11 protein-coding genes are annotated in these 12,334 nt (G+C 65.2%); 2 read left to right on the top strand and 9 right to left on the bottom strand.

Annotated elements, in window-relative coordinates:
* Positions 1 to 63: 63 nt before the first annotated feature.
* The 3 genes from KI242_RS16070 to KI242_RS16080 all read right to left on the bottom strand — a co-directional run bounded on the left by KI242_RS16070 (position 64) and on the right by KI242_RS16080 (position 2,348).
* Entirely contained in the window at positions 64 to 774 is a 711-nt protein-coding gene (locus tag KI242_RS16070) for an ABC transporter permease (RefSeq protein ID WP_011061346.1), read from the bottom strand.
* Positions 771 to 1,496: an ABC transporter permease subunit gene (locus tag KI242_RS16075; protein ID WP_011061347.1), complete on the bottom strand. Its 726-nt coding sequence runs from the start codon at positions 1,494 to 1,496 to the stop codon at positions 771 to 773. Before KI242_RS16075 ends, KI242_RS16070 begins: the two co-directional genes overlap by 4 nt.
* A gap of 72 nt (positions 1,497 to 1,568) precedes the next feature.
* Positions 1,569 to 2,348 carry a transporter substrate-binding domain-containing protein gene (locus KI242_RS16080; protein WP_053158591.1) on the bottom strand — a complete coding sequence of 260 codons (780 nt, stop codon included), beginning with the start codon at positions 2,346 to 2,348 and terminating at the stop codon, positions 1,569 to 1,571.
* A gap of 460 nt (positions 2,349 to 2,808) precedes the next feature.
* Between KI242_RS16080 and KI242_RS16085 the strand changes: the two genes are divergently transcribed.
* Together KI242_RS16085 and KI242_RS16090 are read left to right on the top strand one after the other, a co-directional pair.
* On the top strand, positions 2,809 to 3,915 hold the full coding sequence (locus KI242_RS16085) for an enoyl-CoA hydratase/isomerase family protein (protein WP_053158594.1): 1,107 nt from the start codon (positions 2,809 to 2,811) through the stop codon (positions 3,913 to 3,915).
* Positions 3,916 to 3,919: 4 nt separating this feature from the next.
* Positions 3,920 to 5,071, top strand: a complete 1,152-nt coding sequence (locus tag KI242_RS16090; RefSeq protein ID WP_011061350.1) for an acyl-CoA dehydrogenase family protein — start codon at positions 3,920 to 3,922, stop codon at positions 5,069 to 5,071.
* A 161-nt stretch (positions 5,072 to 5,232) separates the two neighbouring features.
* On the opposite strand, the gene KI242_RS16095 is transcribed toward KI242_RS16090, so the two are convergent.
* The 6 genes from KI242_RS16095 to KI242_RS16120 all read right to left on the bottom strand — a co-directional run bounded on the left by KI242_RS16095 (position 5,233) and on the right by KI242_RS16120 (position 12,285).
* Complete coding sequence (locus KI242_RS16095; protein ID WP_053158597.1) at positions 5,233 to 6,006, bottom strand: enoyl-CoA hydratase; 774 nt, start codon at positions 6,004 to 6,006, stop codon at positions 5,233 to 5,235.
* A gap of 20 nt (positions 6,007 to 6,026) precedes the next feature.
* Positions 6,027 to 7,154: an acyl-CoA dehydrogenase gene (locus KI242_RS16100; RefSeq protein WP_011061352.1), complete on the bottom strand. Its 1,128-nt coding sequence runs from the start codon at positions 7,152 to 7,154 to the stop codon at positions 6,027 to 6,029.
* 12 nt (positions 7,155 to 7,166) lie between these two features.
* A complete protein-coding gene (locus KI242_RS16105) occupies positions 7,167 to 8,357 on the bottom strand; it encodes an acetyl-CoA C-acyltransferase (RefSeq protein WP_011061353.1) in 1,191 nt (396 codons plus the stop codon).
* 12 nt (positions 8,358 to 8,369) lie between these two features.
* Positions 8,370 to 9,131, bottom strand: a complete 762-nt coding sequence (locus KI242_RS16110) for an SDR family NAD(P)-dependent oxidoreductase (RefSeq protein ID WP_011061354.1) — start codon at positions 9,129 to 9,131, stop codon at positions 8,370 to 8,372.
* A 14-nt stretch (positions 9,132 to 9,145) separates the two neighbouring features.
* Entirely contained in the window at positions 9,146 to 10,810 is a 1,665-nt protein-coding gene (locus tag KI242_RS16115; protein WP_015635658.1) for an AMP-binding protein, read from the bottom strand.
* A 452-nt stretch (positions 10,811 to 11,262) separates the two neighbouring features.
* Positions 11,263 to 12,285, bottom strand: a complete 1,023-nt coding sequence (locus KI242_RS16120; protein WP_041120647.1) for an AraC family transcriptional regulator — start codon at positions 12,283 to 12,285, stop codon at positions 11,263 to 11,265.
* Between the last annotated feature and the right edge of the window lie 49 nt (positions 12,286 to 12,334).

A 12,334-nucleotide genomic window follows, 5' to 3' on the forward strand; every position in this document is an offset into this window, starting at 1 on the left:
GCAGACTCCTGGAACCCCGCCGCTGGCAGCAAGGTTCTGGATAGGAAAAAGAGGAAAGGAGCGTCAGTGAGCCGGGCCGAGGAAGCTCAGCCAGCGCCGCTCCGCCAGGCGGAAGGCCGCCACCAGGCCGAAGGACAGCCCCAGGTACAACAGGCCGGCGATGCCGAAGGCCTGGAAGGTCATGAAGGTGGCGGCATTGGCGTCCCGGGCCACCTTGAGGATGTCCGGGATGGTGGCGGTGAAGGCCACCGAGGTGGCGTGCAGCATGAGGATCACCTCGTTGCTGTAGTACGGCAGCGCCCGGCGCAAGGCCGAAGGCAGGATCAGCCGCCAGTACAGGCGCCAGCCGCTCAGACCATAGGCGTGGGCTGCCTCGATCTCGCCATAGGGAATGCTGCGGATGGCCCCGGCGAAGATCTCCACGGTGTAGGCGCAGGTGTTCAGGGTGAAGGCCAGCAAGGTGCAGTTCATGGCATCGCGGAAGAAGGCTTCGAGCAACGGCTGCTGGCGTATCGCGGCGATGCCGTACAGGCCGCTGTAGCAGATCAGCAGCTGGATGTACAAAGGCGTGCCGCGAAACACATAGGTGAACAGCTGCACCGGCCAGCGCAGCAGCGCCCAGTGCGAGGTGCGCAGAATGGCCAGGGGCAGCGACAGGACAAACCCCATGGCCAGGCTGGCCACCAGCAGCCACAGGGTCATGGCCAGCCCGGTAAGGCTCTCGCCGTCAGTGAACAGAAACGGCCGCCAGTATTCCTGGATCAGTTCGATCATCGCGACAGCCCTCGCACGCCCTGGTTGTAGTGCCGTTCCAGGCGCCGCAGCAGCTGGTTCGAAGCGCTGGTGATCAGCAGGTACAGGGCCGCCGCCAGGAGCAGGAAATCCAGCATGTTGAAGGTGCTCTTGCCGGCTTCCTGGGCCACCTTGACCAGGTCGGTGAGGCCGATGATCGACACCAGCGCCGTAGCCTTGAGCAGCACCAGCCAGTTATTGCCCAGGCTCGGCAAGGCGAAGCGCATCATCTGCGGGAACACCACGTGGCGAAAGCGCTGCATGCGGCTCAGGCCGAAGGCCGCCGCGGCTTCCTGCTGGCCCCGGGGCACGCTGAGGATTGCCCCGCGAAAGGTCTCGGTGAAATAGGCGCCGTAGATGAAGCCCAGGGTCACGATCCCCGCCACGAAGGGGTCGATCTCCATATAGGGCCAGTCCAGCAGTTCGGTCAGGGCCGTGAGCCAGCCCTGCAGGCTGTAGAAGATCAGCAGCATCAGCACCAGGTCCGGTACGCCGCGGATCAAGGTGGTGTAGCAGGTCGCCGGGATCTGCAGCAGGCGCAGCGGCGAAAGCTTGGCCGCCGCCCCCAGCAGCCCCAGGAGCATGCTCACCAGCAGCGCCAGGGCGGAGAGTTTCAGGGTCATCCAGGCGCCGTGCAGCAACAGCGGCCCATAGCCTTGCAGGACCTCGAGGTCCAGGCCCAACAGAGTCAGAAAGGTATTCACGCCAATCACCTTGCTCGGGCCACGGCCGGGCCCGGGATACTGGGTAACAGTCCCGGGGCCCGCCGTGGGCGATCAGTTGTTGTAGAGGTCGAGGTCGCCGAAGTACTTGCGCTGGATCTGGGCGTAGATGCCCTTCTCATGCAGCGCCTGGATGGCGCCATTGAGCATGGCCTTGAGCTCGTCCTGGTCCTTGCGCAGGCCAATGGCGATCTCCGACGGCACCAGAGGGTCGCTGATGCCGACGCTGTTCTCGAAGTCGGCGCCCTGGGGCGATGCGAGGAAACTCATCTGCGCTTGCAGCTTGTCCTGGATCGAGGCGTCCAGCCGGCCGTAGACCAGGTCGGCATAGACCTGGTCCTGGTTCTGGTAGGCCCGCAGCTTGACTCCCGCCGGGCCCAGCTTGGCCCTGGCGTAGGTTTCCTGGACGGTGCCCTGCATGTAGCCCAGGGTCTTGCCCTTCAGCGATTCACCGGTGGGTTCGAGGCCCGAGCCCTTGCGCGTGACGATGGCCGTGGGGCCGGCGTACAGCCGGTCGCTGAAGTCGATCTGCTTGCGCCGCGCATCGGTAACGGTCATGGAGGACTCGATGGCGTCGAACTTGCCGGCCTTGAGTGCCGGGATCAGGCCGTCGAAGTCGTTGCTGACCCACACGCACTTGAGCTTGAGCTCGGCGCAGATGGCGTTGCCCAGGTCGACACCGAAGCCCTGCACGCCGCCGCCTGCTGTGGTGGATTCAAAGGGCGGATAGCTCGGGTTGACGCCAAAGCGCAGTTCTTTCCATTCCTTGGCGCTGACGCCCATGGAAACGCACGCAATTGCCAGTAACGGCACAGCCAGCCAGTGTTTAGTCATCTTCAGAGTCCCGGATTATTTGGATTTATAGCGGCCCGGCAGCAATGCCAGGCCCCACTTGTGACAGGGGCAGAGAGTGGATGCGGGGTCGCCGCAGTCGGGTTCTTGTTGTTATTGGCCGGGTTTGGCGCGCAGAGCCGAACCCGTTCCTGGTCGCCGCGGTCTACGCTGCAACGGAGCGCCAGAATGCCAACTGCCGAAGTGGCCCAGGTGTCGTAAGGGGCGCCTGAAACAGCCGGGATCGGCTGATCACGGCTATTTCACAGCCGATTCTGTCGTCAAGGCTCTACACCTTGGTCCAGAGCGGTTGCGCAAGGCCAGGGGGTGTTTTTTTGTCATGCAAAAATGCACAGTCGACCTGCAGCTTTCCGGGTTGTAATTGGCAAATTTGCACTGCTACGATCCGCCGATGCTCGCGCGCGAGCCTCATATAAAAAACAATAAAAGCAGGGAGTTAGTGATGACTGCTCAGGTTTCATCCCAGGCGAGCCGGGCCCCCGACGCCACCCCGGACGAAGTGTTGGTCGAGGTGCGCAACCACATCGGCTACCTGACCCTAAACCGCCCCGCCGGCCTCAACGCCATCACCCTGTCGATGGTCCGCACCTTGCAGCAGCACCTGGACCACTGGGCCCAGGATCCGTTGATCCACGCCGTCGTCCTGCGTGGCGCGGGGGACAAGGCTTTCTGCGCCGGCGGCGATATCCGCTCGCTGTACGACAGCTACCACAGCGGCGACAGCCTGCACCAAGACTTCTTCGTCGAGGAATATGCCCTTGACCTGACCATCCACCATTACCGCAAGCCGGTGCTGGCGCTGATGGACGGTTTTGTCCTGGGTGGCGGCATGGGCCTGGTGCAAGGCGCCGACCTGCGGGTAGTCACCGAGCGCAGCCGCCTGGCGATGCCGGAGGTGGCCATCGGTTACTTCCCGGATGTTGGCGGCAGTTACTTCCTGTCGCGCATACCCGGGGAGCTGGGGATCTATCTCGGAGTCAGCGGCGTGCAGATCCGCGCCGCCGATGCCCTGTACTGCGGCCTGGCCGATTGGCACCTGGACAGCAGCAAGCTGGACCTGCTGAACCAGCGCCTGGACCGCCTGCACTGGAGCGACTCGCCCCTCAAGGACCTGCAAGGCCTGCTGGCCAGGCTCGCGGTGCAGACCCTGCCCGATGCGCCCCTGCAAGCCTTGCGCCCGGTCATCGATCACTTCTTCGCCCAGGCGGACGTACCCAGCATCGTCGAGCAACTGCGTACCGTCACCATTGCCGACAGCCATGAATGGGCGCGCAGCACCGCCGACCTGCTGGAAACCCGCTCTCCCCTGGCCATGGCCGTGACCCTGGAAATGCTGCGCCACGGCCGCCAGTTGAGCCTGGAACAATGCTTCGCCCTGGAACTGCACCTGGACCGGCAGTGGTTCGAGCGTGGCGACCTGATGGAAGGCGTACGCGCCCTGATCATCGACAAAGACAAGACTCCGCACTGGAATCCGCCCACCCTGGCGGCCCTCGACGCCGATCGGGTGGCGAGCTTCTTCAGCGGTTTTGACGGCAGCGGGAGCTGAACTCATGCACGACATTGAACTGACCGAAGAGCAAGTGATGATCCGCGACATGGCCCGGGACTTCGCCCGAGGCGAAATCGCCCCCCATGCCCAGGCCTGGGAAAAGGCCGGCTGGATCGACGATGGCCTGGTGCGCAAGATGGGCGAACTGGGCCTGCTGGGCATGGTGGTTCCCGAGGAATGGGGCGGCAGCTACCTGGACTACGTGGCCTATGCCCTGGCAGTGGAAGAAATCGCCGCCGGCGACGGCGCCACCGGTGCCCTGATGAGCATCCACAACTCGGTGGGCTGCGGGCCGATCCTCAACTACGGCAGCCAGGAACAAAAGCAGCAATGGCTGCCGCGCCTGGCCGCTGGCGAAGCCATCGGCTGCTTCTGCCTGACCGAACCCCAGGCCGGCTCCGAAGCCCACAACCTGCGCACCCGCGCCGAACTGCGGGACGGCCAGTGGGTAATCAACGGCGCCAAGCAGTTCGTCAGCAACGGCAAGCGCGCCCAGCTAGCCATCGTTTTTGCAGTGACCGACCCGGAACTGGGCAAGAAAGGCCTGTCGGCGTTCCTGGTGCCCACCGACACCCCGGGCTTCATCGTCGACCGCACCGAACACAAGATGGGCATCCGCGCCTCCGACACCTGCGCCGTGACCCTCAACCAATGCACCATCCCCGAGGCCAACCTGCTGGGTGAACGGGGCAAGGGCCTGGCCATCGCCCTGTCCAACCTCGAAGGCGGGCGCATCGGCATCGCCGCCCAGGCCCTGGGCATCGCCCGCGCCGCCTTTGAAGCCGCCCTGGCCTACGCCCGGGAGCGGGTGCAGTTCGACAAGCCGATCATCGAACACCAGAGCATCGCCAACCTGCTGGCCGACATGCACACCCGCCTGAATGCCGCCCGCCTGCTGATCCTCCACGCCGCGCGCCTGCGCAGCGCGGGCCAGCCGTGCCTGTCGGAGGCTTCCCAGGCCAAGCTGTTCGCCTCGGAAATGGCCGAGAAGGTCTGCTCCTCGGCCATGCAGATCCATGGCGGCTACGGCTACCTGGAAGACTATCCGGTGGAACGCTACTACCGCGATGCGCGAATTACCCAGATCTACGAAGGCTCCAGCGAGATCCAGCGCCTGCTGATCGCTCGCGAGTTGAAGCATTACCAGCTGTAGGCATTGACGCCGAAAACAAAAAATCGCAGCCCCGGCTGCGATTTTTTTTGGCTGTTCCCTCGTGGGAGCCGGCTTGCCGGCGAGCAGGCCCCTGAGTCATGCGCTGCCCTCGGGGACGCCTTCGCTGGCAAGCCAGCTCCTACGTGGCTAGGACGCTGCGGTTACTGATCCTTGAACTGCGGGTCACGCTTGGCGATGAAGGCGGCCATGCCTTCTTTCTGGTCCTGGGTGGCGAAGGCGGCGTGGAATACCCGGCGCTCGAAGCGCACGCCCTCGGACAGGCTGACTTCAAAGGCGCGGTTCACGCTTTCCTTGATCATCATGCTCACCGGGATCGATTTGCCGGCAATCACCGCTGCCACTTTCAGGGCTTCTTCCACCAGTTCATCGGCCGGCACGATGCGTGCGACGATGCCGCAACGCTCAGCTTCCACGGCGTCGATAAAACGCCCGGTCAGGCACATTTCCATGGCCTTGGCCTTGCCGACCGCGCGGGTCAGGCGCTGGGTGCCGCCCATGCCCGGCAGCACGCCGAGGTTGATTTCCGGTTGGCCGAACTTGGCGTTGTCGCCAGCCAGGATGAAGTCGCACATCAGCGCCAGTTCGCAACCGCCGCCCAGGGCGAAGCCGTTGACCGCGGCGATGATCGGCTTGCGCCGGTTGGCCACGCGGTCGCTGTCGCTGAACAGGTCGTCGAGGTAGATCTGCGGGTAGCGCAGCTCGGCCATTTCCTTGATGTCGGCACCGGCGGCGAAGGCTTTCTTGGAACCGGTGATGACGATGCAGCCGATCTGCGGGTCGGCTTCCAGGCGATCCAGGGCCTGGTTCACCTCGCCGACGATCTGTGCATTGAGGGCGTTCAGCGCCTGGGGGCGGTTGAGAGTGATCAGGCCGACCCGGCCCTTGATGTCCAACAGAATGGTTTCGTAGCTCATGAATCAGCTCCTGCTAAAAGTCAGAGATTGCGCGAAATGACCATGCGCTGAATGTCGCTGGTGCCTTCGTAGATCTGGCAGATGCGCACATCGCGGTAGATCCGCTCCACCGGGAAGTCGCTCAAATAGCCATAGCCGCCCAGGGTTTGCAAGGCCGCGGAACAGACCTTCTCGGCCATTTCCGAGGCGAACAGCTTGGCCATCGAGGCCTCCACCAGCGCCGGCTTGCCGCTGTCGCGCAGGGCCGCGGCGTAGTGCACCATCTGCCGCGCCACGGCGATCTGGGTGGCCATGTCCGCCAGGCGGAAGGCCACGGCCTGGTGCTCGATGATCGGCTTGCCGAAGGTTTCGCGCTCACGGGCGTAATCCCGTGCCGCTTCGAATGCGGCCCGGGCCATGCCCACCGATTGCGAGGCAATGCCCACGCGCCCGCCTTCAAGGTTGGCCAGGGCGATCTTGTAGCCCTCGCCCTCCTCGCCCAGGCGGTTGGCCAGCGGCACCTTCACATCCTCGAAGAGGATCTGGCAGGTGTCGGAGGCGTGCTGGCCGAGCTTGTCCTCGATGCGCGCGACCTTATAGCCCGGCGAGTCGGTGGGCACGATAAAGGCGCTGATGCCGCGCTTGCCGGCCGCCGGGTCGGTGACCGCGAACACGATCACCACCCCGGCGTTCTGCCCGGAGGTGATGAACTGCTTGCAGCCGTTGAGCACATAGTGGTCGCCGTCGCGGCGGGCCCGGGTCTTCAGGCTGCTGGCATCGGAGCCGGCCTGGGGTTCGGTCAGGGCGAAGGCGCCGAGCATGGCGCCACTGGCCAGGGGCTTGAGGAAGCGTTCCTTCTGGTCATCGTTGCCGAATTTGAGGATCGGCACGCAGCCCACCGAGTTGTGCACGCTCATGATGGTGGAACAGGCGCCATCACCGGCGGCGACTTCCTCCAGGGCCATGACATAGGCCAGGTAGCCGGTGTCGCACCCGCCCCACTGCTCGGGCACCAGCATGCCGAAGAAACCCAGCTCGGCCATCTCGGCAATGGCTTCCTTGGGAAAGCGGTGCTCGCGGTCCCAGTCGGCGGCGAAAGGCTTGAGGCGCTCCTGGGCGAATTGCCGGGCCGCGTCGCTGATCTGCAGTTGTTCGTCATTGGGCAACATCGGGATTCCTCGTTACAGGCATTCAACGGCCATGGCCGTGGCTTCACCACCGCCGATGCAGATCGCGGCCACGCCACGCTTGAGGCCTTTCTGGCGCAGGGCCGACAGCAGGGTCACCAGGATCCGCGCACCGGAAGCGCCGATCGGGTGGCCCAGGGCGCAAGCGCCGCCGTGCACGTTGACCTTGGCGTGGGGGATTTCCAGCTTGCTCATGGTGACCAGGCTGACCACGGCGAAGGCTTCGTTGATCTCGAACAGGTCGACCTCGTTCAACGACCAGCCGGTCTTCTTCATCAGCCGCTCGATGGCACCCACCGGGGCCACCGGGAACAGCCCGGGGGTATCGGCGAAGGCCGCGTGGCCGTGGATCACTGCCAGGGGCTTGAGGCCGCGCTTGTCAGCTTCGGAGCGGCGCATCAGCACCAGGGCCGCGGCGCCGTCGGAGATCGAGCTGGAGTTGGCCGCAGTCACGGTGCCACCGTCGCGGAACGCCGGTTTCAAGGTGGGGATCTTGTCCAGCTTGGCCTTGGGCGGCTGCTCGTCGTCGCTGATCAGCTTCGACTCCTTGCCGACCATCACCTGCAGGGGAACGATCTCGTCCTTGAACAGGCCATCCTTGATCGCCTGCTGGGCACGGGTCAGGGAGGCCACGGCGAAATCGTCCTGGGCCTGGCGGGTGAAGCCGTTGGCCTCGGCGCAATCCTCGGCGAAGGTGCCCATCAGGCGGCCCTTGTCGTAGGCGTCTTCCAGGCCGTCGAGGAACATGTGGTCCAGCACCTTGCCGTGGCCCATGCGGTAGCCGCTGCGAGCGCGGTCCAGCAGGTACGGGGCGTTGGACATGCTTTCCATGCCACCGGCGATCACCACCTCGGCACTGCCGGCCAGCAGCATGTCGTGGGCCAGGATGGTGGCCTCCATGCCGGAACCGCACATCTTGTTCAGGGTGGTGCAGCGGGTGCCCTTGTCCAGGCCGGCGCCCAGGGCTGCCTGACGGGCCGGGGCCTGGCCGAGGCCGGCGGACAGCACACAGCCGAACAGCACTTCTTCGACCGCCTGCGGTGCAATGCCGGCGCGCTGGACTGCGGCGCGAATGGCTTCGCTCCCCAGTTGCGGCGCGCTGAGGCCTTTGAGGTCCCCCTGGAAACCGCCCATGGGGGTACGGACGGCGCTGACGATGACAATCGGATCTTGGGCAATGGACATGATGAATCCTCCTTACTTGGCGGCCATGCGCAAGGCGCCGTCGAGACGGATCACCTCGCCGTTGAGCATGCTGTTTTCAATGATGTGCCGCACCAGCGCGGCGTACTCGGCGGGCTTGCCCAGGCGTGGCGGGAATGGCACGCCGGCGGCCAGGCCGGCCCGCACTTCGTCGCTCATGCCGGCCATCATCGGGGTTTCGAAAATACCCGGGGCGATGGTCATCACCCGGATGCCGAAGCGTGCCAGCTCCCGGGCCACCGGCAGGGTCAGGCTGGCGATGGCGCCCTTGGAGGCGGCGTAGGCCGCCTGGCCGATCTGCCCGTCGAAGGCGGCGATGGACGCCGTGTTGATGATCACCCCGCGCTCGCCATCGGCATTGGCCGGGCTTTCGGCAATGGCTGCTGCTGCCAGGCGCAGCAGGTTGAAGCTGCCGATCAGGTTGACGTTGATCACCTGGCTGAAGCTGGCCAGGGCGTGGGGGCCGTTCTTGCCGAGGATTTTCTCGCCACGCACGATGCCGGCGCAGTTGACCAGGCCGTTGAGCCCGCCAAAGGCCTTGACCGTGGCCTGCACCGCCGCTTCGGCCGCGGCTTCCTGGCTGATGTCGGCCACCACGCTCTGGCAGCCCAACTGCTGGGCCTTGGCCGCCACGGCCTCGGCATTGAGGTCCACCAGCATCACCCTGGCGCCGGCGGCGACCAGCATTTCGGCGCTGGCGGCTCCCAGGCCGGAAGCGCCGCCACTGACGAGAAACACCTGGTTTGCAATGTCCATCATTCAAATCCTGTTCATGCGGTAGCTGTTGACGCCGCGGCCTCTTGAGCCTTGGCGATTTCCTGGTTGCGCAAGATAAAGCGCTGCAATTTGCCGCTTGGGGTCTTCGGCAATTCGCTGACAAATTCGATTTCACGGGGGTAGGAATGAGCCGCCAGGCGCTTGCGCACGTGCTGGCGCAACTCCTCTGCCAGCTCATCGGTGGCGCGGTACTGCTCGCTGAGCACCACGAAGGCCTTGACCAGTTCGGTGCGCTCCGGATCGGGCTTGCCCACCACCGCCGCTTCCACCACGGCCGGGTGTTCGATCAGCGCGCTTTCCACGTCGAACGGGCCGACCCGGTAGCCGGAGGTGGTGATCACATCGTCACTGCGGCCCACGAAGCTGATGCTGCCGTCCTGGTTCAACTCCACGGTATCGCCGCTTAAGTAGTAGTTGCCGACAAAGGCCTTGGTCGGCACCCCGGCGTAACCGGCGAACCAGCACATGGGTGACCGGCTGCGGTCGATGGCCAGAATCCCCGGCTGGCCGACGCCCAGTTCCTGGTAGTGCTCATCCAGCACCACGATGCGGTGGCCCGGCGAGGCGAAACCGGCGGCGCCGACATGCACCGGGTGCTCCAGGCCGTGGTGGTTGCACAGCACCATGCCCAGCTCGGTCTGGCCGTAGTGGTCGTGGATCACCACGCCCAGTTGTTCGGCGAACCAGCGGATGACTTCGGGGTTGAGCGGCTCGCCGGCGCTGCTGACGATACGCAGGCGGCCCTTGATCGAACGGGCGAACTGGTCGCCGCCAGCGATCAGCAGGCGGTAGGCAGTGGGCGAACCGGTGAGGTTGGTGATGCCGTACTTGTTGATCACCCGGCAGGTGCTTTCCAGGGTGAAGGGGCCATCGTAGAAGGTGATCGGGTGGCCCAGGCCCAAGGGGCCGGTGACGCCGAAGTAGATGCCGTAGGCCCAGCCCGGGTCGGCGACGTTCCAGAAGGCGTCTTCCGGGCGCAGGTCCACGGCGTCGCGGGTGTAGGCCTGGAACGCGACAATCGCTTTGAGCGGTACTTCCAGGGCTTTCGAGGGGCCGGTGGTGCCCGAGGTGAACATCAGCAGGAATGGGTCTTCGCCGGTCAGCAGCACGGGCTCGCACTGGGCCGGGTACTGTTCCAGCTCGGCCCAGAAGCTGAAATCGCCACGCACGATGCCCTGGCCCTTGGCGCCTGCGACCGTGACGATGGTCGGGCACTCGGCGACTTCCGCCAGCTTGGGCCGGTTCACCGCGTCGCTGACCACCAGCTTGGCCTTGGAGCTGTTGAGACGGTGCTCGATGGCCTTGGGGCCGAAGGCGGTGAACAGCGGCTGGTACACCGCGCCAATGCGCCAGGTGGCCAGCACCGTGATCAAGAGTTCGACATTGCGTGGCAGCAGCCCGGCGACCTTGTCGCCCTTGCCGACCCCCTGGGCCAGGAAGAAGTTGGCCAGGCGCCCGGCCTTGTCCTGCAGTTCAGTGAAGGTGTAGCTGGCGCTGCTGCCGTCCCGGCCTTCCCAGAACAGCGCGATGCGCCCGGGCAAGGCATGCCGGTCGCAGCACTCGACACAGGCATTGAGGGCTGAGAGCGAGCCCGCCAGGGCCGACTCCATGGTGTGCTGATAATCGAATTCCTTGATAGCAGACAGGTAGTTGCGCATTGCCAGAATCCCTCACTGTTCTTATTAGGATGGGAACCTCATGAAAATCAGGGAAATACTGGCGCCAGAGCCCTCGCGGAACAATGGTCAAAGCTATCAAGTTGCGTGACCGGTTTGGCCAAGAGCACGCCCCGCCACGGTTGGCGGCGGCACCTGAAATTGCCGTAGGCGCTGGCTTGCCAGCGAAGGCGTCAGCCCGAGCGGTGCAAGGCTTGCGGGCCCTTTCGCCGGCAAGCCGGCTCCTACGGGGGATGAGGGTTACCGCCTGTGTAGGCGCTGGCTTGCCAGCGAAGGCGTCGGCCCGGGCGGTGCAAGGCTTGCGGGCCTCTTCGCCAGCAAGCCGGCTCCTACGGGGGGATGGGGTTACCGCCTGTGTAGGAGCTGGCTTGCCAGCGAAGGCGTTGTCTCGGGCGGTACAAGGCTTGCGGGCCTCTTCGCCGGCAAGCCGGCTCCTACGAGAGGTGCGGGTCGTTGAGGATCAGGCTGCGGTAATGCCCGGGGTTGGAACCGGACCATTTGCGAAAGGCCTTGTAGAACGAGCTGGTATCGGCAAACCCCAGGCGCCCGGCAATCTCGGCAAAGCTGATCTGCGGCTCGGCCAGCCAGACAATCGCCAGTTCCTTGCGCACGCTGTCCTTGAGTGCCTGGTAGCTCTGGCCCTCTTCGGCCAGGCGCCGGCGCAGGGTCGAGGCGGACATGCACAGGCTCTGGGCCAGGCTTTCGCTCTCGGGCCACTGCTCCCCTGGCAGTTGCCGCAACTGCTGCTTGATGCGGCTGGCCAGGCTCTCGGGGTCGCGGTACTTGACCAGGATGTTGGCCGGGGCATGGGCCAGGAAGCGCTTGAGCTCTTCCTCGCTGCGCTTGATCGGCAGGTCCAGGCAGTCGGCGGCGATGATCATCCGCGTGCGCGGCCGCTCGAAACGCAGGTTGTCGGAGAACATCACCCGGTAGTCGTCGCAGAAATCCGGCTGCGGGCCGCGCAGCTCGATGGCCAGGATCGGAATGCGCCGGCCCGCCAACCAGCAGGCCACGCCGTGGACAATCATCCAGTAGGTGAAGTAGGTAAAGGCCCGCCTAGGCTCGTGTTCATCCTCCAGCAGGACGATTTCCGCCAGGCTCTGCTGGTGCACCAGCTGCGCCGGCATGCGCTCGAACATCAGCGTCAGAAAGCCCAGCACCGAGTCCAGCCCGCTGGCCAGGGTCGGCTGGGCCATGGCCGAGCGGCAGAGAAAGGCCAGGCTGCCGGACTTCAGGCGGCGCGGGTCCATGCCGAAGAACTCATCGTCCAGGCGCCGCGCCAGCAGGCGCCAGAGCCGTGCATAGGCACTGGCCGGCACCCGCGCCGTGCCCTGCTGCAGGCCCGCCGGGTCGATCCCGACCTTGTGCAGCACTTCATCGGTGGCGGCGCCCGGGGCGCAGCTTTGCAGCAGTGCCTCGCGCACCAGTTGCATGGAAATGGTGTCTTTTTCCGACATCGCGGCCAACGGTTTACTCAATCCTGGGATGGCCATCTTAGGCAGTGAC

The sequence above is a fragment of the Pseudomonas sp. Eqa60 genome (assembly GCF_018326405.1).
In the GTDB taxonomy this organism is placed as follows: domain Bacteria; phylum Pseudomonadota; class Gammaproteobacteria; order Pseudomonadales; family Pseudomonadaceae; genus Aquipseudomonas; species Aquipseudomonas protegens.

Excerpts from the sequence above, each read along its gene's own strand:
- KI242_RS16100 (WP_011061352.1), bottom strand. The coding sequence starts at position 7,154 with ATGTTGCCCAATGACGAACAACTGCAGATCAGCGACGCGGCCCGGCAA.
- KI242_RS16090 (WP_011061350.1), top strand. The coding sequence starts at position 3,920 with ATGCACGACATTGAACTGACCGAAGAGCAAGTGATGATCCGCGACATG.
- KI242_RS16120 (WP_041120647.1), bottom strand. The coding sequence starts at position 12,285 with ATGTCGGAAAAAGACACCATTTCCATGCAACTGGTGCGCGAGGCACTG.
- KI242_RS16080 (WP_053158591.1), bottom strand. The coding sequence starts at position 2,348 with ATGACTAAACACTGGCTGGCTGTGCCGTTACTGGCAATTGCGTGCGTT.
- KI242_RS16070 (WP_011061346.1), bottom strand. The coding sequence starts at position 774 with ATGATCGAACTGATCCAGGAATACTGGCGGCCGTTTCTGTTCACTGAC.
- KI242_RS16115 (WP_015635658.1), bottom strand. The coding sequence starts at position 10,810 with ATGCGCAACTACCTGTCTGCTATCAAGGAATTCGATTATCAGCACACC.
- KI242_RS16085 (WP_053158594.1), top strand. The coding sequence starts at position 2,809 with ATGACTGCTCAGGTTTCATCCCAGGCGAGCCGGGCCCCCGACGCCACC.
- KI242_RS16105 (WP_011061353.1), bottom strand. The coding sequence starts at position 8,357 with ATGTCCATTGCCCAAGATCCGATTGTCATCGTCAGCGCCGTCCGTACC.
- KI242_RS16110 (WP_011061354.1), bottom strand. The coding sequence starts at position 9,131 with ATGGACATTGCAAACCAGGTGTTTCTCGTCAGTGGCGGCGCTTCCGGC.
- KI242_RS16095 (WP_053158597.1), bottom strand. The coding sequence starts at position 6,006 with ATGAGCTACGAAACCATTCTGTTGGACATCAAGGGCCGGGTCGGCCTG.